This window comes from Streptomyces sp. NRRL F-525 (assembly GCF_000716605.1).
Lineage (GTDB): Bacteria > Actinomycetota > Actinomycetes > Streptomycetales > Streptomycetaceae > Streptomyces.
Map to the genome: position 1 here is coordinate 1 of NZ_JNXE01000040.1, position 21,643 is coordinate 21,643.

At 68.6% G+C, this 21,643-nt stretch carries 21 protein-coding genes and 1 tRNA gene; 11 read left to right on the top strand and 11 right to left on the bottom strand.

The genetic code is table 11. The features are described from left to right. Nucleotides 1–390 precede the first annotated feature (390 nt). The 6 genes from OO69_RS39150 (at nucleotide 391) to pknB (ending at nucleotide 8,510) form a co-directional block, all read left to right on the top strand. A complete protein-coding gene (locus tag OO69_RS39150) occupies nucleotides 391–1,239 on the top strand; it encodes an FhaA domain-containing protein (RefSeq protein WP_033285710.1) in 849 nt (282 codons plus the stop codon). A 10-nt stretch (nucleotides 1,240–1,249) separates the two neighbouring features. Next, nucleotides 1,250–1,771 carry an FHA domain-containing protein FhaB/FipA gene (locus tag OO69_RS39155; protein WP_019055182.1) on the top strand — a complete coding sequence of 174 codons (522 nt, stop codon included), beginning with the start codon at nucleotides 1,250–1,252 and terminating at the stop codon, nucleotides 1,769–1,771. A gap of 90 nt (nucleotides 1,772–1,861) precedes the next feature. Further along, nucleotides 1,862–3,400, top strand: a complete 1,539-nt coding sequence (locus OO69_RS39160; RefSeq protein WP_199811120.1) for a Stp1/IreP family PP2C-type Ser/Thr phosphatase — start codon at nucleotides 1,862–1,864, stop codon at nucleotides 3,398–3,400. 30 nt (nucleotides 3,401–3,430) lie between these two features. Then, nucleotides 3,431–4,867 (top strand): FtsW/RodA/SpoVE family cell cycle protein, encoded by a 1,437-nt coding sequence (locus OO69_RS39165; protein ID WP_033285712.1) that lies wholly within the window; start codon nucleotides 3,431–3,433, stop codon nucleotides 4,865–4,867. Next, on the top strand, nucleotides 4,864–6,351 hold the full coding sequence (locus tag OO69_RS39170) for a peptidoglycan D,D-transpeptidase FtsI family protein (RefSeq protein ID WP_033285713.1): 1,488 nt from the start codon (nucleotides 4,864–4,866) through the stop codon (nucleotides 6,349–6,351). The genes OO69_RS39165 and OO69_RS39170 overlap by 4 nt, the downstream gene beginning before the upstream one ends. 170 nt (nucleotides 6,352–6,521) lie before the next feature. After that, nucleotides 6,522–8,510 carry a Stk1 family PASTA domain-containing Ser/Thr kinase gene (gene pknB, locus OO69_RS39175; protein WP_033285714.1) on the top strand — a complete coding sequence of 663 codons (1,989 nt, stop codon included), beginning with the start codon at nucleotides 6,522–6,524 and terminating at the stop codon, nucleotides 8,508–8,510. Nucleotides 8,511–8,592: 82 nt separating this feature from the next. Here pknB and OO69_RS39180 read toward each other — a convergent pair whose 3' ends face one another. Genes OO69_RS39180 through OO69_RS39205 form a run of 6 tightly spaced genes read right to left on the bottom strand, consistent with a single transcriptional unit; the run spans nucleotide 8,593 to nucleotide 12,794 of the window. Further along, nucleotides 8,593–9,348, bottom strand: coding sequence for a class E sortase (locus OO69_RS39180; RefSeq protein ID WP_199811117.1), 756 nt, complete (start codon nucleotides 9,346–9,348; stop codon nucleotides 8,593–8,595). A gap of 6 nt (nucleotides 9,349–9,354) precedes the next feature. Continuing rightward, nucleotides 9,355–10,455 carry a class E sortase gene (locus OO69_RS39185; RefSeq protein ID WP_033285715.1) on the bottom strand — a complete coding sequence of 367 codons (1,101 nt, stop codon included), beginning with the start codon at nucleotides 10,453–10,455 and terminating at the stop codon, nucleotides 9,355–9,357. Beyond that, nucleotides 10,452–11,090 (bottom strand): aminodeoxychorismate/anthranilate synthase component II, encoded by a 639-nt coding sequence (locus OO69_RS39190; RefSeq protein WP_019055175.1) that lies wholly within the window; start codon nucleotides 11,088–11,090, stop codon nucleotides 10,452–10,454. Before OO69_RS39190 ends, OO69_RS39185 begins: the two co-directional genes overlap by 4 nt. Next, entirely contained in the window at nucleotides 11,087–11,284 is a 198-nt protein-coding gene (locus OO69_RS39195) for a hypothetical protein (protein WP_026150117.1), read from the bottom strand. The genes OO69_RS39190 and OO69_RS39195 overlap by 4 nt, the downstream gene beginning before the upstream one ends. Before the next feature lie 16 nt (nucleotides 11,285–11,300). Further along, nucleotides 11,301–11,993: a class E sortase gene (locus tag OO69_RS39200; RefSeq protein WP_033285716.1), complete on the bottom strand. Its 693-nt coding sequence runs from the start codon at nucleotides 11,991–11,993 to the stop codon at nucleotides 11,301–11,303. A gap of 21 nt (nucleotides 11,994–12,014) precedes the next feature. Continuing rightward, nucleotides 12,015–12,794: a DUF881 domain-containing protein gene (locus OO69_RS39205; RefSeq protein ID WP_078652769.1), complete on the bottom strand. Its 780-nt coding sequence runs from the start codon at nucleotides 12,792–12,794 to the stop codon at nucleotides 12,015–12,017. A 142-nt stretch (nucleotides 12,795–12,936) separates the two neighbouring features. Between OO69_RS39205 and crgA the strand changes: the two genes are divergently transcribed. Next, complete coding sequence (gene crgA, locus OO69_RS39210) at nucleotides 12,937–13,191, top strand: cell division protein CrgA (RefSeq protein ID WP_033285718.1); 255 nt, start codon at nucleotides 12,937–12,939, stop codon at nucleotides 13,189–13,191. 294 nt (nucleotides 13,192–13,485) lie between these two features. On the opposite strand, the gene OO69_RS39215 is transcribed toward crgA, so the two are convergent. Next, nucleotides 13,486–14,397, bottom strand: a complete 912-nt coding sequence (locus OO69_RS39215) for a rhomboid family intramembrane serine protease (RefSeq protein ID WP_033285719.1) — start codon at nucleotides 14,395–14,397, stop codon at nucleotides 13,486–13,488. A gap of 138 nt (nucleotides 14,398–14,535) precedes the next feature. Further along, nucleotides 14,536–15,063: a peptidylprolyl isomerase gene (locus tag OO69_RS39220; RefSeq protein WP_033285720.1), complete on the bottom strand. Its 528-nt coding sequence runs from the start codon at nucleotides 15,061–15,063 to the stop codon at nucleotides 14,536–14,538. A gap of 317 nt (nucleotides 15,064–15,380) precedes the next feature. Between OO69_RS39220 and OO69_RS39225 the strand changes: the two genes are divergently transcribed. After that, nucleotides 15,381–16,082, top strand: a complete 702-nt coding sequence (locus OO69_RS39225; protein WP_033285721.1) for a DUF5324 family protein — start codon at nucleotides 15,381–15,383, stop codon at nucleotides 16,080–16,082. 458 nt (nucleotides 16,083–16,540) lie between these two features. Here OO69_RS39225 and OO69_RS39230 read toward each other — a convergent pair. Continuing rightward, nucleotides 16,541–16,613 (bottom strand) — tRNA-Ala (locus tag OO69_RS39230). A gap of 180 nt (nucleotides 16,614–16,793) precedes the next feature. Here OO69_RS39230 and OO69_RS39235 point away from each other — a divergent pair. After that, entirely contained in the window at nucleotides 16,794–17,342 is a 549-nt protein-coding gene (locus OO69_RS39235) for a helix-turn-helix domain-containing protein (RefSeq protein ID WP_019055167.1), read from the top strand. Nucleotides 17,343–17,552: 210 nt separating this feature from the next. Then, complete coding sequence (locus OO69_RS39240; protein ID WP_033285722.1) at nucleotides 17,553–19,091, top strand: serine/threonine-protein kinase; 1,539 nt, start codon at nucleotides 17,553–17,555, stop codon at nucleotides 19,089–19,091. Between the two features lie 26 nt (nucleotides 19,092–19,117). Here the strand turns inward: OO69_RS39240 and OO69_RS39245 are convergent, their stop codons facing one another. Together OO69_RS39245 and OO69_RS53245 are read right to left on the bottom strand one after the other, a co-directional pair. Next, nucleotides 19,118–20,497 carry a hypothetical protein gene (locus tag OO69_RS39245; RefSeq protein ID WP_078652770.1) on the bottom strand — a complete coding sequence of 460 codons (1,380 nt, stop codon included), beginning with the start codon at nucleotides 20,495–20,497 and terminating at the stop codon, nucleotides 19,118–19,120. A gap of 152 nt (nucleotides 20,498–20,649) precedes the next feature. Then, nucleotides 20,650–20,778, bottom strand: a complete 129-nt coding sequence (locus tag OO69_RS53245; protein ID WP_003999697.1) for a DLW-39 family protein — start codon at nucleotides 20,776–20,778, stop codon at nucleotides 20,650–20,652. 337 nt (nucleotides 20,779–21,115) lie between these two features. Here OO69_RS53245 and OO69_RS39250 point away from each other — a divergent pair, with 337 nt between their 5' ends. Beyond that, nucleotides 21,116–21,463, top strand: coding sequence for a DUF6344 domain-containing protein (locus OO69_RS39250; protein WP_033285723.1), 348 nt, complete (start codon nucleotides 21,116–21,118; stop codon nucleotides 21,461–21,463). Nucleotides 21,464–21,643 lie beyond the last annotated feature (180 nt).

Below are 21,643 nucleotides of genomic sequence, written 5' to 3' on the forward strand. Positions count from 1 at the left end.
CTCCCCCTCCGAACGCCCCCCACCCCCCGCCACGTATCAACACACGTATCAACGTGGACCGGTTCACGTATCAACCTCGTACCGGTAACCGCCATCTCCCCAGGAGGCGGCCAAGGTCCACAGTCAGGTGCGGGACACTTGTCTGCGGCCCCCTCTACGATCCTGGGCAGGAGTACTGACGGGAGTACTGCCAGGGAGTAGTGGCAGAAGGAGTTCGACCGGGCCGACAAGGGGGAACCAGCCGATTTACCGGCGCGTGGATACGATCAGTAAGCAGTACCAAGGCAGTCAGCACGACAATCACCACTACAGACACCGCGACAGACACCACGGCAGCCGGCACGGCGGTCGGTACGACAGCCAGTGCGGCAACGACGGAGGAGGTGCCCCATGGGAGTCCTGAAGAAGTTCGAGCAACGCCTCGAAGGTCTGGTCAACGGCACCTTCGCCAAGGTGTTCAAGTCCGAGGTCCAGCCCGTCGAGATCGCCGGCGCGCTCCAGCGGGAGTGCGACAACAACGCGACGATCTGGAACCGCGACCGGACCGTCGTACCCAACGACTTCATCGTGGAGCTGAGCACGCCGGACTTCGAGCGGCTCAGCCCCTACTCCGGCCAGCTCGGTGACGAGCTCGCCGGCATGGTGCGCGACTACGCCAAGCAGCAGCGCTACACCTTCATGGGACCCATCAAGGTCCACCTGGAGAAGGCGGACGACCTCGACACCGGTCTGTACCGGGTACGCAGCCGTACGCTCGCCTCCTCCACCAACCAGCAGGCTCCCGGCACCCCCGCTCCGGCGGCACCGCCGGCGGCGGGCCGGGCCGGCGGGTACGGCTATCCGCCCGCCGCCGCGCCCGCGAGCGCCCCGCCGCCCATGCCGGCCGCACCGCCGCCCGGCGGCCGCGGCTCGGCGCCGTACCTCCAGCCCGCGCCCGCCGCCCCGGCGGCCGGCGCACGGATGCGGTACTGGGTGGAGATCAACGGCGCCCGCCATCAGATCTCCCGCGCGACGTTGGTGATGGGCCGCAGCACCGAAGCCGACGTGCGGATCGACGACCCCGGCGTATCCCGCCGGCACTGTGAGATCCGGACCGGAACGCCCTCGACGATCCAGGATCTCGGGTCCACCAACGGCATCGTGGTGGACGGGCAGCACACCACCCGCGCTACGCTCCGCGACGGCTCGCGGATCGTCGTGGGCAGCACCACCATCATTTACCGGCAAGCCGAAGGGTGAAGCGGGGGCAATGTCAGAGCTGACCCTCACGGTCATGCGGCTGGGTTTCCTGGCCGTACTGTGGCTGTTCGTGATCGTGGCCGTGCAGGTCATCCGCAGCGACCTGTTCGGAACGCGTGTCACACAGCGCGGCTCGCGACGGGAAGCCGGACGACCGCAGCAGCAGGCCGCCCGGCAGGCGGCGCCTCCGCAGCAGCGCCAGCAGCAGCCGAGCGGGGGCGGCCGGCGGGGCCGTAACGCCCCCACCAAACTCGTCGTCAGTGAGGGAATCCTCACCGGCACCACCGTCGCCCTCCAGGGCCAGACCATCACCCTGGGCCGGGCGCACGATTCGACGATCGTGCTGGACGACGACTACGCGTCCAGCCGTCATGCCAGGATCTACCCGGACCGCGACGGCCAGTGGATCGTCGAGGACCTCGGATCCACGAACGGCACGTACCTGGACCGGTCCCGGCTGACGACCCCCACACCGATTCCGCTGGGCGCGCCGATCCGCATCGGCAAGACCGTCATCGAGCTGCGGAAGTAGTACGAAAATGAGCGAGCGGAGCGAGCACGCAGCGGCGGACCGCCTGGCGGACCCCGGCGCGCTCCCGACCGGAGGGTGGGCACCGTGCGGATGTACCCGGAGCCGACGGGCGAGGTGCGCATGAGTCTGTCACTGCGCTTCGCCGCCGGATCGCACAAAGGCATGATCCGCGAGGGCAACGAGGACTCCGGCTACGCCGGTCCACGTCTCCTCGCGATCGCCGACGGGATGGGCGGCCAGGCCGCCGGTGAGGTCGCCTCCTCCGAGGTGATCTCGACCATCGTCTCGCTCGACGACGACGTGCCGGGCTCCGACATCCTCACCTCGCTCGGCACCGCCGTGCAGCGGGCCAACGACCAGCTGCGGATGATGGTCGAGGAGGATCCCCAGCTGGAGGGCATGGGCACCACGCTCACCGCCCTGCTGTGGACCGGGCAGCGGCTCGGCCTCGTCCATGTCGGCGACTCGCGCGCGTACCTGCTGCGCGACGGCGTGCTGACCCAGATCACCCAGGACCACACCTGGGTGCAGCGGCTGGTCGACGAGGGCCGGATCACCGAGGAAGAGGCCACCACCCACCCGCAGCGCGCCCTGCTCATGCGCGCGCTCGGCAGTGGCGACCACGTCGAGCCGGACCTGTCGATCCGTGAAGTCCGCGCCGGCGACCGGTACTTGATCTGTTCCGACGGGCTGTCGGGCGTCGTCTCCCACCAGACGATGGAAGACACCCTCGCCAGCTACCAGGGCCCCCAGGAGACCGTGCAGGAGCTGATCCAGCTCGCCCTGCGCGGCGGCGGCCCCGACAACATCACGGTGATCATCGCCGACGTCCTGGACCTCGACACCGGCGACACCCTCGCCGCGCAGCTGTCGGACACCCCGGTCATCGTCGGCGCGGTCGCCGAGAACCAGCTCCACCAGCACGACAACACCATCATGCAGACCCCGGCGGGCCGCGCCTCCGGCCTCGGCCGCCAGGTGCCCGGGCAGAACGGCGGGGGCGGCGAGTTCGGCCCGCCCGGCTCCGGCGACACCACCGGCTACGTCCCCGAGGGCAGCTTCGGCGACTACACCGACGACGACTTCGTGAAGCCCTCCAAGGGCCGCAAGTGGTTCAAGAGATCCTTCTACACCGTGCTCGCGCTCGCGGTCATCGGCGGCGGCCTCTACGGCGGCTGGCGCTGGACGCAGACGCAGTACTTCGTCGGCGCCAACGGCGAACACGTCGCCCTGTACCGGGGCATCAGCCAGGATCTCGCCTGGGTCTCGCTGTCGAAGGTGGAGAAGGACCACCCCGACATCGAACTCAAGTACCTCCCGCCCTACCAGCAGAAGCAGGTCAAGGCGACGATCGCCGAGGGCGGTCTCCAGGACGCCCAGAAGAAGATCGACGACCTCGCCGTGCAGGCCTCCGCGTGCAAGAAGGAGTCCGAGCGGGAGAGTGCCGCCAGCAAGCCCGGTAACACCACGGGAACCACCAGCACCTCGCTCACGTCCAAGGCCACGCCGAAGCCGTCTCCTTCGACCACGACTTCGACGTCCCCGTCCCCGACCCCGTCTGCGACTCCCAGCCCCGGTCCCAGCCTTTCGGAGGAAGAGCAGCAGGTCGTCTCGCAGTGCAGCAAGTAATAGGCAAGCCGTGAGAGGCCCCGTCACACGATGAGCAGTTCTACCAACACGCCGTCGCACCACACGTCCACGATCGGCTCCATCGGCGCACCGAGCCGGCGCAACACCGAGCTGGCGCTCCTGATCTTCGCCGTCGCCATCCCGGTCTTCGCCTACGCCAACGTGGGCCTGGCCATCAACGACCAGGTGCCGTCCGGGCTGCTGAGCTACGGCCTGGGCCTCGGCCTGCTGGCCGGCGTCGCGCACCTGGCCGTACGCAAGTTCGCGCCGTACGCGGACCCGCTGCTCCTGCCGCTGGCGACGCTGCTGAACGGCATGGGACTCGTCATCATCTGGCGGCTCGACCAGTCGAAGCTGCTGCAGTCCATCAACCAGGCGGGCAACGCGGCGCCCCGGCAGCTGCTGTACACCGCGATGGGCATCGGACTGTTCGCCGTCGTCCTGATCTTCCTCAAGGACCACCGCGCCCTGCAGCGCTACACGTACATCTCCATGGTCGGCGCGCTCGTCCTGCTGCTGCTGCCGCTGGTGCCGGGCCTCGGCGCCAACATCTACGGCGCGAAGATCTGGATCTCGGTCGGCGGATTCTCCATCCAGCCCGGTGAGTTCGCGAAGATCGTGCTCGCGATCTTCTTCGCCGGCTACCTGATGGTGAAGCGCGACGCGCTCGCGCTGGCCAGCCGCCGCTTCATGGGCCTCTACCTGCCGCGCGGCCGCGACCTCGGCCCGATCCTGGTCGTCTGGTTCATCTCGATCCTGATCCTGGTCTTCGAGACCGACCTCGGAACCTCGCTGCTGTTCTTCGGCATGTTCATCATCATGCTGTACGTCGCCACCGAGCGGACCAGCTGGATCGTCTTCGGTCTGCTGATGTCCGCGGCCGGCGCCGTCGGCGTGGCCAGCTTCGAGTCGCACGTCCAGCAGCGCGTCCAGGCCTGGCTCAACCCGATGAAGGAGTACACGCTCAGCAAGACCGTCCTCGGCCACTCCGCGCAGTCGATGGAGGCCCTGTGGGCCTTCGGCTCCGGCGGCACGCTGGGCACCGGTCTCGGCCAGGGTCACTCCGACCTCATCCGGTTCGCCGCCAACTCCGACTTCATCCTCGCCACCTTCGGCGAGGAACTGGGCCTCGCCGGCATCATGGCGATCCTGCTCATCTACGGCCTGATCGTGGAGCGCGGTGTCCGCACCGCCCTCGCCGCGCGCGACCCCTTCGGCAAGCTCCTGGCCGTCGGCCTCTCCGGTGGCATGGCCCTGCAGGTCTTCGTCGTCGCGGGCGGCGTGATGGGCCTGATCCCGCTGACCGGTATGACGATGCCCTTCGTGGCGTACGGCGGTTCCTCCGTCATCGCCAACTGGGCGCTGATCGGCATCCTGATCCGCATCAGCGACACCGCCCGCCGCCCGGCCCCCGCGCCGGCCCCCAGCCCCGACGCCGAGATGACCCAGGTGGTCCGCCCGTCATGAACAAGCCCCTGCGCCGGATCGCGCTCTTCTGCGGCCTCCTGGTCCTGACGCTGTTGCTGCGCGACAACTGGCTCCAGTACGTCAAGGCCGACAGCCTCAAGGACGACCCGAACAACCGCCGTGTCACCATCGCGCGCTACTCCACCCCGCGCGGCGACATCATCGTCGACGGCAGCCCGATCACCGGCTCCACGGAGACCAGCACCAGCGGCCTGAACGACCTGAAGTACAAGCGCACGTACAAGAACGGCGCGATGTGGGCGCCGGTCACGGGATACGCCTCGCAGGCCTTCGGCGCCAACCAGCTGGAGTCCATCGAGGACGGCATCCTCTCCGGCACCGACGACCGGCTCTTCTTCCGCAACACCCTCGACATGATCACGGGCAAGACGAAGTCCGGCGGCAATGTCGTCACCACCCTCAACGAGGCCGCGCAGAAGGCCGCGTGGAGCGGGCTGCAGAAGCAGGGCGGCAAGGGCGCGGTCGTCGCCCTCGACCCGTCCACCGGCAAGATCCTGGCGCTGGCGTCCTACCCGTCGTACGACCCCTCGACGTTCGCGGGCAACTCCACCACCACGGACGCCAAGGCCTGGCAGAAGCTCCAGAAGAAGTACGACCCGGACGACCCGATGCTGAACCGGGCGCTGCGCGAGACCTACCCGCCGGGCTCCACCTTCAAGGTCGTCACCGCGTCCGCGGCGCTGGAGAACAACCTGTACTCCTCGGCCGACGAGGCCACGAACTCGCCGCTGCCGTGGGTCATGCCGGGCACCACGACCCAGCTGAAGAACGAGGGCAACATCCCCTGCAGGAACGCGACCCTGCGCGTCGCGCTGCAGTACTCCTGCAACACCGTCTTCGGCAAGGTCGGCGCCGACCTCGGCAACGCCAAGATGCTGGCCGAGGCGAAGAAGTTCGGCTTCGACACCGAGCAGTTCACGCCGATCCGCTCCAGCTCCTCGGTCTTCTCCGACAACATGAACCAGTCGCAGACCGCGCTCTCCTCGATCGGCCAGTACAACACCGCCGCGACCCCGCTGCAGATGGCCATGGTCGCCTCCGCGGTCGCCAACGACGGCAAGCTGATGAAGCCGTACATGGTCGACAAGCTCCAGTCGTCGGGCGTCGACACCATCGCGCAGACCGAGCCGGAAGAGCTCAGCCAGCCGCTGTCGTCGAAGAACGCGCAGATCCTGCAGTCGATGATGGAGACGGTCGTCGAGAAGGGCACCGGCACCAGCGCCAAGATCCCGGGCGTGACCGTCGGCGGCAAGACCGGTACCGCCCAGCACGGCGAGAACAACAGCGAGAACCCGTACGCCTGGTTCCTCTCCTACGCCAAGAACGCCGACGGCAGCTCGCCGGTCGCCGTGGCCGTGGTCATCGAGGACGACAAGGCCAACCGTGACGACATCTCCGGCGGCGGCCTCGCGGCCCCGATCGCGAAGAGCGTGATGGAGGCCGTCATCGACAGCAAGAAGTGACTCCGCTCACGTCCCCTTCACATCGGTGCACGTTGCGATACCGGTCCTGTATCGGGTGACGGGCTTGGCCAGGTCACACAAAGCCAGCCGGGTACGGTAGGCCCGGACGGCTAGCCTCCGACCGCACATCCGTGCGGGTCGGGACCGACGGAGAGGGCTGGTAGGGAACTATGGAAGAGCCGCGTCGCCTCGGCGGCCGGTACGAGCTGGGCCAGGTGCTCGGCCGTGGTGGCATGGCGGAGGTCTACCTCGCCCATGACACACGCCTCGGCCGCACGGTGGCGGTGAAGACGCTGCGCGTCGACCTTGCGCGCGACCCTTCCTTCCAGGCCCGGTTCCGCCGGGAGGCCCAGTCGGCCGCCTCGCTCAACCATCCCGCGATCGTCGCGGTCTACGACACGGGCGAGGACTACGTCGACGGGGTCTCGATCCCGTACATCGTCATGGAGTACGTCGACGGCTCCACGCTCCGTGAGCTGCTCCACAGCGGTCGCAAGCTGCTGCCGGAGCGGGCCATGGAGATGACCATCGGCATCCTCCAGGCGCTGGAGTACTCGCACCGCAACGGCATCGTCCACCGCGACATCAAGCCGGCCAACGTCATGCTGACGCGCACCGGCCAGGTCAAGGTGATGGACTTCGGCATCGCCCGCGCGATGGGCGACTCCGGCATGACGATGACGCAGACGTCCGCGGTGATCGGCACCGCCCAGTACCTCTCCCCGGAGCAGGCGAAGGGCGAGCAGGTCGACGCCCGCTCGGACCTCTACTCGACGGGCTGCCTCCTCTACGAGCTGCTGACGGTACGGCCGCCCTTCGTGGGCGACTCCCCGGTGGCGGTGGCGTACCAGCACGTACGCGAGGAGCCGCAGCCGCCGAGCGTCTTCGACGCGGAGATCACGCCGGAGATGGACGCCATCGTCCTGAAGGCGCTCACCAAGGACCCCAACTACCGCTACCAGTCCGCCGACGAGATGCGCATGGACATCGAGGCCTGCCTCGACGGCCAGCCGGTCGCGGCGACGGCGGCGATGGGTTCGGTCGGCTACGGCGGCTACGGCGACGACCACGCGACGACGGCCCTGCGCTCCGACGCCGGCGCCACGACGATGCTGCCCCCCATGAACCCGGACGACGGCGGCTTCGGCTACGACGACCGCCCCGACCGGCGCCGCCAGCAGAAGAAGAAGTCGAACACCTCGACGATCCTGCTGGTCGTGGCGGCGGTCCTGGTGCTGGTGGGCGCGATCCTGATCGGGAAGTGGGCGTTCAGCGGCAGCGGGGGCGCGGACAAGCCGTTCGGGGCTCCGAACTTCGTCGGCCAGACCTACGCCACCGCGCAGACCATGGCCGTCAACTCCGGCCTGAAGCTGGCGGAACCCACCCGCAAGGCCTGCGAGAACGCGCCGAAGGGCAGCGTCTGCTCACAGGACCCGAAGGCGAACACCAACGTCAACAAGGGCGACACCATCAACCTGGTCGTCTCGACCGGGGCGCCGAAGGTCGTCGTACCGAGTGTCGTGGGCCAGAGCTTCGACGACGCCTCCTCGACGCTCACGGGCGACAAGTACCAGTTCAAGGTGGAGAAGAAGGAGAAGGTGTCCGGCGAGGACCCCGGCACGGTCCTGGAGCAGGACCCCGTCCTCGGCACCGAGGTCCAGAAGGGCACCACGATCACCCTGACCGTCGCCAAGGCCGAGGAGAAGTCCACGGTCCCGGACGTCAGCGCCAAGAGCTGTGACGACGCCAAGGCGCAGATGCAGCAGAACAACCTCGTCGGCAACTGCACCGAGGTGGCGACCACCGACACGAACCTGAACGGCAAGGTCGTCGCGACCTCGCCCACGGCCGGGACGCAGGTCGACAAGAACTCGTCGGTCAACATCCAGATCGGCAAGGTCTCCCAGACCCAGGTCCCGAACGTGGTCGGCCAGACGGTGGCGAACGCCAAGCAGATCCTGCAGCAGAACGGCTTCACCAACATCCAGTTCGCCGACAACAGCGATCAGGGCGACAACGCGATCGTGACCCAGCAGGACCCGGGCTCGGGCAACCAGGTGAACGACCCCGGCAACACGCAGATCACCCTGACCAGCGTGGGCACCGGCAACGGCAACAACAACGGTGGCGGCGGCTTCTTCGGGGGCAACTCCGGATAGCGGCACCGGCACGGCATGACGGAGCCCCGGCACCCTGAGAAGGGTGCCGGGGCTCCGTCGTGTCAGCGAACCGGCAGCGGTCTCAGCGCAGTTCCTTCGGCGGTGTCCGCGCGCTGTCCACCTTGTCGACGCGGACCAGTTCGCCCCACACCACGTACCGGTACCGGGACGTGTACACCGGCGTGCAGGTCGTCAGCGTGATGTAGTGGCCGGGCTTCTTCTTGCCGGACTCCGCGGGGATCTGGGCGAGGGTCTTGACGTTGTACTTCGAGGTCTCGGGAAGGATGTCGTAGACCTTGTAGACGTACCACTTGTCCTTCGTCTCGAAGACGATCGGGTCGCCCTTCTTGAGCTTGTCGATGTTGTGGAACTTGGCGCCGTGGCCGTCGCGGTGGGCGGCGAGGGTGAAGTTGCCGTTCTTGCCGGTGGTCGGGAGGGCGGCCTTGATGGGGTCCGTGTAGTAGCCGGCGACGCCGTCGTTCAGAACGCTCGTCTCGGTGCCCTTCTCGACCAGCACCTCGCCGTTCTTCATGGCGGGCACGTGCAGGAAGCCGATGCCGTCCTTGGTGTCGAGGGCCCCGGGGCCGGTGTCCTTGTCCTTGGACCAGTTGTTGCGGACCTTGTCGCCCTGTTTGTCGGCCGTGCGGTCGGCGACGACGTTCGTCCACCACAGGGAGTAGACGACGAACAGGCCGAGGATCAGGCCCGCCGTGATGAGGAGTTCACCGAAGACGCTGACCGCCGTCGCGACCGGGCCGGAGCCGCGGGGGCGGTCCGGTGGGGGCGCGGGCGTGTCGGTCTGCTCTTCGGTGTCGTCGGTGGTCGCTGCCACGTTCATCTGCCCTTACTCGATGAGCGCATCCGGCTTGCCCTTGCTGCGCGGCCGTACCTCGACCATCTTGCCCCAGACGATCAGCCGGTACTTGCTGGTGAACTCCGGCGTACAGGTCGTCAGCGTGATGTAGCGGCCGGGCGTGGTGAAGCCCGAGCCCTTGGGGATGGGGTCGATGACACTGGTGTTGCTCGGCGACGTCACGGGCAGCGTCTTCGTCATCTTGTAGACGTAGTAGGTGTCCTGGGTCTCCACCACGACCTCGTCGCCCGGCTTGAGCTGGTTGATGTACCGGAACGGTTCGCCATGGGTGTTGCGGTGCGCGGCGAGGGCGAAGTTGCCGGTCTTCGCGTCCGGCATCGCGGTCTTGAGGGCGCCCTCGCTGTAGTGCCCGACCATCCCCTTGTCGAGCACCTTCTTGTTGCTGACGCCCTCGGCGATCGGCGCCACGACGTCCAGCTTGGGGATGTGCAGGATGGCGAAGCCCTGCCCCGGCGAGAACTCTCCCGGCGCGCGCTTCCCGCTCGCCCAGTCGTTCTGCAGCTGGCTCGCCTCGCTGCCGGCCTGCGCGTGCGCCCGTACGTTCGTCCACCACAGCTGATAGGTGACGAACAGCAGCATCAGCACGCCGGTGGTGATGAACACCTCGCCGATCGCCCGGCTCGCGACGACCGCGGCACCCGGCTTGTTCGCCCGCTGCCGCCGCCGCGCCTCGACCCGCGAGAGGGGCGCGCCGGAGCCGGACGGAGCCGCTGCCGATTCCGACGCCGTGGAGGCCTCGGCGGTCTCCTCCGCCGCCCCGGCGCCCCCATGACGCCCGTGCCGCCCCTTGGCGGCCTTTCTGCGGGCCGCACGCCCGCCCGTGGGGGTTCCTGTGGCGGAGGAGGCGGATGGGGCGTCAGACGCCGATATGGACCGGCCGTGGCCCGCCCCCTCCTGCGGGAGGTCCGAAAGCCGCAGCGCGACGGTCTCTTCGTCGATCGGACCGTACGGCACCCCGGGCGCACCCTGCGCCCGCGCGCCGTGCCACTGGTCGAACCCGCCGCCCTGCTCCGCGTACGCCTGCTCCCCGTACGCGGCCTCGGACTCGCGCTCGGGGCGCAGCGCGGTCACGCCGTGGCCCTGCCCACCACCGGGGCGAGCCCCACCGACCTCGCCACGGCCCCCTGGTCGCCGCACTCCACCAGCCAGTTGGCCAGCATCCGGTGGCCGTGCTCGGTGAGCACCGACTCCGGGTGGAACTGGACGCCCTCGACGGGCAGTTCGCGGTGGCGCAGGCCCATGATGATGCCGTCGTGCGTTCTCGCGGTGACTTCCAGTTCGGCCGGGACCGTGCCCGGCTCGGCCGCCAGCGAGTGGTAGCGGGTCGCCGTGAAGGGCGAGGGCAGTCCGGCGAAGACGCCCTTGCCCTCGTGCTCGACGAGCGAGGTCTTGCCGTGCAGCAGTTCGGGGGCGCGGTCCACTACACCGCCGTAGGCCACCTGCATCGACTGCATGCCGAGGCAGACGCCGAAGACGGGGACCCCGGTCGAGGCGCAGTGCCGCACCATCTCGATGCAGACGCCGGCCTCCTCGGGGGTGCCGGGGCCGGGCGAGAGGAGGACGCCGTCGAAGCCGTCCTGGGCGTGCGCCGTCGACACCTCGTCGTTGCGCAGCACCTCGCACTCGGCGCCCAGCTGGTACAGGTACTGGACCAGGTTGAAGACGAAGCTGTCGTAGTTGTCGACGACGAGAATCCGTGCGCTCACTGGTTGTCCACCGTCACATCGTTGAAGGGCAGCAGCGGTTCGGCCCACGGGAAGACGTACTGGAACAGGATGTAGACCACGGCCAGGGCAAGGACGAGCGAGATGAGCGCCTTGACCCACACGTTGCCCGGCAGATGCCGCCAGATCCAGCCGTACATGCCGTCCCTTCCGTCGCGCCACGGCACCAGACTCACGCCGTACGTCACCAGACTAACGGCGCAGCGCGGCTGGTCTCCCGGCCTCCACAGGCTGTGTGGAGTCGAGATGGGCCCAGACGATCAGCCGGTGGCTGTGCCCCCACTCCGGATCGCACGTGGTCAGCGTGAGATAGCGGCCCGAGGCCGTGTACCCGGACTTACGTGGCACAGGATCGATCACCTCAATGTCGGTGGGCACTGTTTTGTAAGGCCCTTTGTCGATCCGATACGTGAACCAGGTGGTCCCGTCCGTCAGCACCACCGCGTCGCCCACCCGCAGCTCCGGAAAGTTCACGAAGGGGTTGCCGTACGTCCGCCTGTGCCCCGCCACCGCGAAGTTCCCGACCTGCCCCAACTGCGCGGTGCCGGCGTAGTGCCCGAGCCCCTTCTTCAGGGTGTTCACGGAGGTGTCCTCGAGGACCGGCTTGTTCCACGTGAAACCAAGCCGCGGGATGTACATGATCGCGAAAGGCTTGCCGTCCTTGTACGCGACCGGTCTCGCCGGAGCGGCCGAGGCGGCGGGCGCGGGGGACGCCTTCGGGTGCGCGGTCTGCAGCGACCACTGGTTCTGTAACTGCTCGACCTGGTCGCTCATCGTGCGGTCGGCCTTCACGCCGGTCCAGAACAGCACGTAGACCACGAAGAGGACGATCAGGGTGCCCACGGTGATGCAGAGTTCGCTGACGCTCCTGACGATCACGCGCACCGGCAGCTCCCGTACGGCCGCTTACTCCACTGGCTTCGCGTAGTGCAGATCCACTGTGCCCGAGTACCCGGGAAGAGTCACCGTCCCGTCGTCGGTCACTTTCCAGCCGAGCCCGTAGACGTCGACGTACACCTTGTAGTTCTGGATCGCCTTGGACGCCGTCAGCGCCGCCTGCAGCTTCCCCGGGTCCCCGACGGCCGTGATCTTGTACGGCGGTGAGTAGACCCGGCCCTGGAGGATCAGGGTGTTGCCCACGCAGCGCACGGCGCTGGTCGCGATCAGCCGCTGGTCCATGACCTTGATGCCCTTGGCGCCGCCCTGCCAGAGGGCGTTCACGACGGCCTGGAGGTCCTGCTGGTGGATGACCAGGTAGTCGGGCTGCGGCTCGGGGTAGCCGGGGAGCTTGGCGGTAGCGTTGGGCGGGGCGTCGTTGAGGGTGACGGTGAGGGCCTTGCCCTTGAGCTGCTGCGCGCCCGCGGTCTTCTCCAGGGCCGTGAGCTTCTTGTCGTCGGCCCCGGTGCTGGTGTCGTCCTCCTTGCGGAGGGAGTCGACCTCGTCGCGCAGGACTCCGTTGGCGTCGTTCAGCCGGCCGTTCTTCTGGCTGCGGTTCTGGATCAGGTCGGACAGCTTCAGCAAAGAGGCGTCCGTGCGGATGTTGGTGCCCTTGGCCGTGTTGAAACTGGTGAAGAAGATGAGCCCCGCGAGGGCGAAGACGGCCACCGTGAGAATCCGCACGGGACGGAAACGGCGGATACGGGCGGGACTGGTACCCGTCCCGGGGGAGTCGGCAGAATTGCTCAACGTACCCTTATCTCCTTCGGCGCCGCGGAAGCACTACGCTAACGGACGCCCGGGGGAGCACTCAGTGTCCCCTTGTACGCTGCCCCGGAGCCCGCCCCAGTTCCCTGCGCGGCCACGCAGCGCATCGACAGGAGAGACCCTCGTGCCGAAGTCACGTATCCGCAAGAAGGCCGACTACACGCCGCCGCCGGCGAAAGCGGCGACCGCCATCAAGTTGAACAGCCGTGCCTGGGTCGCTCCGGTCATGCTGGCCATGTTCGTCATCGGGCTGGCATGGATCGTCGTCTTCTACGTCACCGACGGCTCCATGCCCATCGACAGCCTGGACAACTGGAACATCGTGGTGGGCTTCGGCTTCATCGCCGCCGGGTTCGGCGTCTCCACGCAGTGGAAGTAGCGGCGCGAGCAGCGGTCGAAGCTGCGGCCACCACCCGGTGAACGCAGCTCTGCCCACGACTTTCCGCTGAGTTATCCACAGGCCAGAGAAGTATCCACAGCAGGCCTGGGGAAAAAGAACGACGATCTGTGGATAACCCACCGGGTGTTGACGCTGGTGTGACTGACACACCGGCAACCGCAAGCCTGTTCGCCCCCTGCCTGACCTGCATAAACACGGGTCAGTGACAGGGGGCACAGCTGTTCTCCACGGTATGCACAAGATCCGCCACGCACTGTGGACAACGGTTTGATATCAGCTGAGCTGAGCCGTCCTGATCAGCGTCAACACCACGGCGACGACCAGTACGACCGCACAGGTGCCGTACTGGATCAGAGCCCGGCGCTCCCGCGGGGCGTGCACCATCGCGTACCCGGTGATCACACCGGCGACGAGGCCACCGATGTGGGCCTGCCAGGCGATGTTGCCCCAGCCGAAGGTGAAGATCAGGTTGATCACCAGCAGGGCGATGACCGGCCGCATGTCGTACCGGAGCCGGCGCATCAGGACCGCGGTAGCGCCGAAGAGCCCGAAGATGGCACCGGAGGCACCGAGCGAGGGCGAGTTCGGGGCGGCGAGGAGGTAGGTGAGCGCGCTGCCCGCGAGGCCCGAGACGAAGTACAGGGCGAGATAGCGGGCGCGGCCGAGGGCCGCCTCCAGGGGCCCGCCGATCCACCACAGGCTCATCATGTTGAAGATGATGTGGATCGGGCTGGCGTGCAGGAACATCGCGGTCAGCAGCCGGTACGGCTGGCCCTCGGCGACGCCCTCGACGGAGCCGAAGAGCGGGACGTAGGCCTGGCCGAGAAGTTCGAAATGCTCGGTGAAGCGGTCGCCCACCACCCGCTGGACCAGATACGCGGCGACGCAGAGACCGATCAGGATCTTGGTGACGAGCCGGGGATCCGCCACCACCGTGCCACCGGCGATCGTCCGGGGCTGGGCCGCGGTCGGGGCGTGCCCGGTACCGGAGCCGCCGCGGACGCACTCGGGGCACTGGAAACCGACGGACGCGCTGACCATGCACTCGGGGCAGATCGGCTTCTCGCAACGGGTGCAGCGGACGCCGGTCTCCCGGTCCGGGTGGCGATAACAGACCGGCAGACTCTGGCCGTCCGGGGGCCGCTGCTCCTCCGGGCCCGTCGGGCTGCCTGGCGCCTGGTCCATGGGGTCCCCTCAATCCTTCGTACGCAATGCACCGCCCCGCCCATCCTTACGGATGAACGGGGCGTTTGGTTCCCGGCGGTAAGTACTGGTGTCAACCCTGGGACCCGGGGCCCGTACAGCCCTGGGACCTGTCCGGCCCTAGCGGGTCTCGACGACGACCGACTCGATGATGACGTCCTTCACCGGACGGTCGGTGCGCGGGTTGGTGTCGGCGGCCGCGATGGTGTCCACGACTTTCTGGCTCGCCGCGTCGGTGACCTCACCGAAGATGGTGTGCTTGCGGGTCAGCCAGGCCGTCGGGGAGACGGTGACGAAGAACTGCGAGCCGTTGGTGCCCGGCCCGGCGTTGGCCATGGCCAGCAGATAGGGCTTGTCGAAACGCAGGTCCGGGTGGAACTCGTCCTCGAACTGGTAGCCCGGGCCGCCCGTGCCGTTGCCCAGCGGGTCCCCGCCCTGAATCATGAAGCCCTTGATCACCCGGTGGAAGACCGTACCGTCGTAGAGCTTGGCCGCGGCCTTCTCACCGGTGGTGGGGTTGGTCCACTCCCGCTCACCCGTGGCGAGTTCGACGAAGTTCTTGACCGTCTTGGGCGCGTGGTTCGGCAGCAGCCGGACTTCGATGTCGCCGAGGCTGGTCCTGAGGGTGGCGTAGAGCTGCTCGGCCACGGTCTGCCTTCCGTTGTCTTCCTGTGACTCCCAGATCCTCGCACGCTCGCTGCACCCCGTCGCCCGACGGCCTTCTCTCGGGGCATTTCCACAGGATCCGCTTGCGGAAATCCGGCCGAGTGGGTCCGGGACAGGGGCACGGCACCGGGATCCGTGGCATTGTCGACGACAACCCCCCGTTCCCGCGTATTCATCCGTTATTGCACGTGATCGTGACCCGGATGCCCGCCCTCACATGCCTCGTCGCTCTCTGACAGGCATGATCCGTAATTGGGTGGATAGACGAAGAACCGTACGCCACCGAGGAGGAGGAACTCGTGACCCGCATCGACAGCGTGCGCTCCGCGACCGGATCGGCGAAGGACAGCGTGCTGCACGCCGCGGAAGTGGTGGCGCCCTACGCCGACACGGCCAAGGACAGGGCCTCGTACTACGCCCATGAGGCACGCGTACGACTCGCGCCCAAGGTGTCGCTGGCCGCAGACCAGGCCCGCGTCCAGTACGGCGCCCATGTCGTGCCGCGCCTTGAGCAGGCCCGCACTCATGTACCGCCGAAGGTCGACCAGGCCGCCCAGGAAGCCGCCGTCCGTACCCGCAAGGCTGCCCAGCAGGCCGCCGAGTACTCACGGCCGAGGATCGAGCAGGCGGTCGCCGCCGCGGGCCCGGTCAAGGACGAGGCCGCCGCCCGCGGTGCGGCCGCGTTCGCCGCGCTGCGCGGACAGGTCTCGCCCAAGGAGATCCAGAAGCTGGTCCGCAAGCACGAGCGGCGGGCGAGGGCCGGCCGGCTCGCGAAGGGGCTGGCCGTTCTGGGCATCCTGGCGGGCGGTGCTTTCGCCGCCTGGAAGTGGTGGGACAAGCAGGCCAACCCCGACTGGCTGGTCGAGCCGCCCGCCGCGACCGAGGTGCCCGAGACGGGACACCTCACTTCGGTGGACGGCAGCCCCGAGGCCGTGCTCGACCCCGAGGTCGAGGCCAAGCAGGCCGAGGACGAAGCCGTCGAGAACGACGAACACCGCTGACGTCCGACGCACTTTCAACATCGCTGCGGGGCAGGAGACTTGAGGGTCTCCTGCCCCGCAGCGATGTTTCACGTGGAACAGTCCCGGGGTTTCACGTGGAACAGTCGCGGCCCATCACCGGCCTCGACGAACCCCCCGACTTCTTGATTTACGCAAGTTGCCGCGATGACGTTTGCAACGCCCCAGGTGTACAAGCAGCACACAGACTCCCTTAACGGACCGCACACCCTCGATTACGCGTCCGCATTCACACCAGCTCACACACCTCCCGCACACGCGGGCACATCATCCCCACATCGCGCCGACGGCCGGCACGACGCCCTGCAGACTCCACCCGGCGCCGATATTTGCGCAAACAACTGCAACGAAGAGTCGCCCTTTACGTGACGCACGTCACCTCTAGGGCACAAAGAAACACCGGCCGGACGCCACTGAGGGCGACCGGCCGGTGCGGGATGTGGAGCCTAGGGGAGTCGAACCCCTGACATCTGCCATGCAAAGACAGCGCTCTACCAACTGAGCTAAGGCCCCGCTAGAGAAGCGTCCGACCGGCAGAACCACACACCGGCGAGCTTCGGAGACCAGCGTACCGGGTCACCCCGGGTATCTCGCAAAAATTTGGGGGTCCCGGTGAACGACCACTCTCCGTAAGATGCTCGGCGTGGTTCGCTAGAGCGAACCGCGGTTTTGGGGAAGCGATGGGGAGACGCAATGGACGCCGCACAGCAGGAAGCCACCGCCAGAGCGCGGGAGCTGCAGCGGAATTGGTACGGGGAGCCTTTGGGGGCGCTCTTCCGTAAGCTCATCGACGATCTTGGGCTCAACCAGGCTCGTCTCGCGGGGGTGTTGGGACTGTCCGCGCCGATGTTGTCCCAGCTGATGAGCGGTCAGCGGGCGAAGATCGGCAATCCCGCGGTGGTCCAGCGGGTGCAGTTGCTGCAGGACCTGGCGGGACAGGTCGCGGACGGCAGCGTGAGCGCGGCCGAGGCGACCGAGCGCATGGACGAGATCAAGAAGTCCCAGGGGGGCTCGGTGCTCAGCAACACCACGACCACGACGAGCAGTTCGGGAGCGCCCACGGTCAAGCGGGTCGTCCGCGAGATCCAGTCGCTGCTGCGCTCGGTGGCCGCCGCGGGCGACATCATCGACGCGGCGGACACCCTCGCCCCGACCCACCCCGAACTGGCAGAGTTCCTCCGGGTGTACGGCGCCGGCCGCACCTCCGACGCGGTCGCGCACTACCAGTCCCACCAGAGCTGAGCCTTACGGCCCGGCCGCCGATCGGGGGTTCGGCAGCCGGGCACGCGGCCGGTGAAAAGCACGAGGGGGTCGTGCCGCTCACCGGGAGCACGTGCGGAACAGCCGCGAGGGAGTGGGAGTGCCATGAGGAACTGCCACGAGGGGGAGTCGTATCGCTCGTCTCGGGGGAAGCAACGGAGGTAGCCGAAGGGGGAGGAGCGACGCACAGCCATGGGTGAGGTCTTCGCCGGCCGGTACGAACTGGTCGACCCGATCGGGCGCGGCGGTGTCGGCGCGGTCTGGCGCGCCTGGGACCACCGGCGGCGCCGCTATGTGGCCGCCAAGGTCCTGCAGCAGAGCGACGCGCACTCCCTGCTGCGCTTCGTCCGGGAACAGGCGCTGCGGATCGACCACCCCCATGTGCTCGCGCCTGCCAGCTGGGCCGCCGACGACGACAAGGTCCTGTTCACCATGGACCTGGTGGCCGGCGGCTCGCTCGTCCATCTCATCGGGGACTACGGTCCCCTGCCCCCCGCGTTCGTCTGCACGCTGCTCGACCAGCTCCTCTCCGGTCTCGCCGCGGTGCACGCGGAAGGTGTCGTGCACCGGGACATCAAGCCCGCCAACCTGCTCCTCGAAGCCACCGGCACGGCCCGCCCCCGTCTGCGTCTGTCCGACTTCGGCATCGCGATGCGGCTGGGCGAGGCACGCCTGACGGAGACCAACCTCGTGGTGGGGACGCCGGGTTACCTCGCGCCCGAGCAGATGATGGGCGCCGAACCGGACTTCCCCGCCGACCTGTTCGCCGTAGGACTGGTGGCGCTGTATCTGCTGGAGGGGGCCAAGCCGGACTCCAAGGCGCTGGTGCAGTACTTCGCGGAGCATGGGACTCCGGGGGCGCCCAAGGGCATCCCCGAGGCGCTGTGGCAGGTCGTGGCGATGCTGCTGCAGCCCGATCCGCAGGCCCGCTTCCGCACCGCCACAGGGGCACGCAAGGCGCTCGCCGCGGCCGCGGAGCTGCTGCCCGAGCCCGGGCCCGACGACGAGCTGATCGAGATCTTCGACCAAATCGGGCCGCTGCCTTCGGAGTTCGCGCCCGAGGGTCCGCTGAAGCGGGCTTCCGGGGTGGACACGGGGTCGACGACGACTCCCTCGTCGGGCGGGTCCCCCGAACCCGAGAACGACCTGGACACCGGTATCGGCAGTGTCAGCGGCTCGGGTCCCGACTCGGCCTGGCCCGGCACCGACTCCGTACCCGTGGATCCGCGGCACGGCATCGTCTCCCGGCCGACCCCGGCCCCGACTGCCGGCCCAGCTCCCACCCCGACTCCGGCCCCGCCGGCTTCCCCGCCCCTGACTCCGACTCCGTCCCCGTTCCCGATGTCGGACACCGGCAGCTTCCATCTGCCGCCCCCGCAGGCGCCGTACGGACACCAGGCGGGCCAGGCCGACCACGCGGACCAGGCGCATCAGACAGCCGAGGCCCATCAGGGCGGCCAGTACCAGCCGCCCATGTACTCCTCCCCCCAGCACTCCTCCCCTCACGACCTCACGCATGTCCTGTCCTCCCCCCAGCCGCGTGCTGATCCCTCTACTGCTTCATACACCGCTCAGGTCCCGCAGGTTCCACCGTCGGCGCCGCCGGTTCCGCAGCACCGCGGCAGGCGGGCCCGGCGGCGGCCCGGGCCGCCCGCGAAGGTGGCGATCCCGGTGCTGCTGCTCGCGCTGGCCTGCTATGCGGTGGGGTTCTGGGCGCTGACTCAGATCTGAATCGTGGAGAGGGCGAGGCGGGGCGGTTACAGGGCCGCCGTCGAGGCCCGGTCCCGGCGCCGGGCCGACACCGTCCACACGCCGAGCGTGGCCAGCAGCGCGGTGCCCGCGCCGATCCCGGCCACCGCGAGCACCTTCATCGCGGCGTCGCCGCCTCCCCCGGCGCTCCCCGTCACGGCCGCAGCGCGGTCCTGTGTGGTGACGTCGAAGATGTTCCGGGGGTCGGGCCGCCCCGCGTACCCGGGACCGCCGTGCGCCGTACCGGCGACGCGCACGCGCAGGGTCACCGGGAACGGTCCCTGGCCGAAATCGTCGGCCAGTTGCGCGTCGAGGTGCACGACGAGGTAGTACGACCCGGCGAAGCGCATCCCGTTCTCGTGGTCGACCACGGAGTAGCGGTTGCGGTACTCGACGGGCGGCAGGGGCTCCAGTGCCACGGACCTCTCGCTGCCCCGGTAGCCGAGGCCGGCCTCGTCGACGGAGGCGCGCACGGGGTTGTAGAGCGCCAGGTCCAGAGCACGGTTCACATAGCCGCTGCCGCCGTCAGAAGCGCCCAACTCGGCCGTGACGGACAGCTGTTGGCCCCAGTCCACCGGGACCTTGTAGAAGAGGGTCCGGCCGGGTCCGATGTCGTCCCGCCACGCGCCCTGCCCGACGGCGACCGCCCCGGCGAAGCCCGAACCGCCCGCACGGCGCCGGGCCTCCCCCGTGACGGCCTCGGGCGACGCGGAGTCCCAGGTCTGGGGCGCGTCGGTCGCGCCGGCCTGGGCGAGCGAGGGTTCCGACACCGCGGTGAGTTCCAGCCCCCAGGTGTCCGACGAGGAGTCCGACGCGTCGACGCGCTCGACGAGCACGTAGTACCTGCCGCTCCCCTTGCACAGCGCCTTGCCCGCCTCCCGCACCGCCCAGGCGGCCACCGGATGGGGACTCCGGCCTGCCCCGAAGGTGGCGCTCCGGTACGTGCAGCCGGTGTCCTTGGCGTTCCGCATCGACACCTTGATGCCGTCGGTGGCGGCGACGGTGGTGCCCGCCGGAGGCACGGCGGTCACGGAGACATAGACGTTCGACGTGGCGTCGAGATCAAGGCCGTAATAGACACGAGCCCCCTTCGAGAGGGAACTCCTGTACGTCGCACCGGGCTCCAGCTCTTTGGCGTCAGCGGTACCGGTCGCTCCGTCGACGACCCGGTCGCCCTTGTCGTAGCCGTAGGAACTGGACGACCCGGCCGCCATGGCGGGCCGGTCCGTGAGGGCGGCCGTCGCGCACAGGACGGCGGCGAGGACCACGACACGTCGTACGGCCCCGGCGACGGGCGTACGGCCGCCCTGTGCCCCCGTCGTCCGCCACCACGCCGTACGCCGCCCCATCACGCGCCACCCCTCGTCGTTGCTCCGGACGTGGCCCATCCTGCCCCGCACGCGCGCGTGGCATCCCGGCAATGCGGACGAGTGTCCGAAACGCCGGGGTCGTGGCGGCCGTACCCGCACCAGGGCGGGGGCGCAACACAAAGCCCCGACCGCCAGGCGGCCGGGGCTTGATCAGAACTGGTTCTCGGTACTCAGGAACCCGTGGGCACGGAGTCGGTCGCCTCCGTCCACAGGTCCTGCTCGGCGCGATCCGCCTGGATCTGGCGGTACACGAGGAGCCCGCCGATGGCGGCCAGTGCGACCAGGAGAAGCTTCTTCACCGCGCGACCTCGTCTTTCCTTGACGTAGGGGACCTCTGTCGCCCGACTATACACACCGACCGAGACCGATCAGTGACCTGCGTCCGGGGTCAACTCCCGCCCGGTACAGCGCAGTAGGAGCGGACGCGGCCGCTCCGATCTGAGGGTGATCACATCCCCACGGACGGTTACTTCGCCCGTCTTTCGCGTATCTTCGGCCCTTTTCCGGCCTCTTGCACCCATCCGAGTGGTGTTCATCAGAACATCGACGCGCCATGGGCGTCGGTCCACCACTTCGCGGCCCCCATACACATCATGAGGAAAGTACGCAAATCGCCCAACCTGAAAGTGAGGGGCCATGGCCCAGATCAAGGTCATGAAGTTGTGGAACGCCTTCGTCACCGGCTTCCTGGCACTGTGCACGGCGCTCGGACTCATCACGGTCACCGCGACGGTCGCCGCCGCGACTCAGCGGACCGAGGCGGCGAGCACCAGCGCGGTCGCCGAGACGACGGCACCGGCGATCTCCCCCTGGTCCTTCACCAGGTCACTGCCCCCCACGATGAAGCAGCGCATCCGCGCCGAGGCCCACGGCAAGTCCCCGAGCTGCCGCCACCGCCCTCCGACGGACACGGACGAGATGACGGAGACCGCTGACGCGGCCGAACCGGCCCAGGCCGAGCCGGCGGCCCCGCTCCAGCGCTGACCCGAGTCCCTCCAGCACCACCCCGGGCCCCTTCAGCACTACCTCAGGCCCGACCAGTACTGCCTCAGGCCCCTCCAGCACCGACCTGCGCGCCGACAATCTGGCCCGCGAGTCTCCCTGGCCTTACCTGACTTGCTCAACCCGCCCGACTTGCCCGACCGTCCGCCCTCTCTGACACAG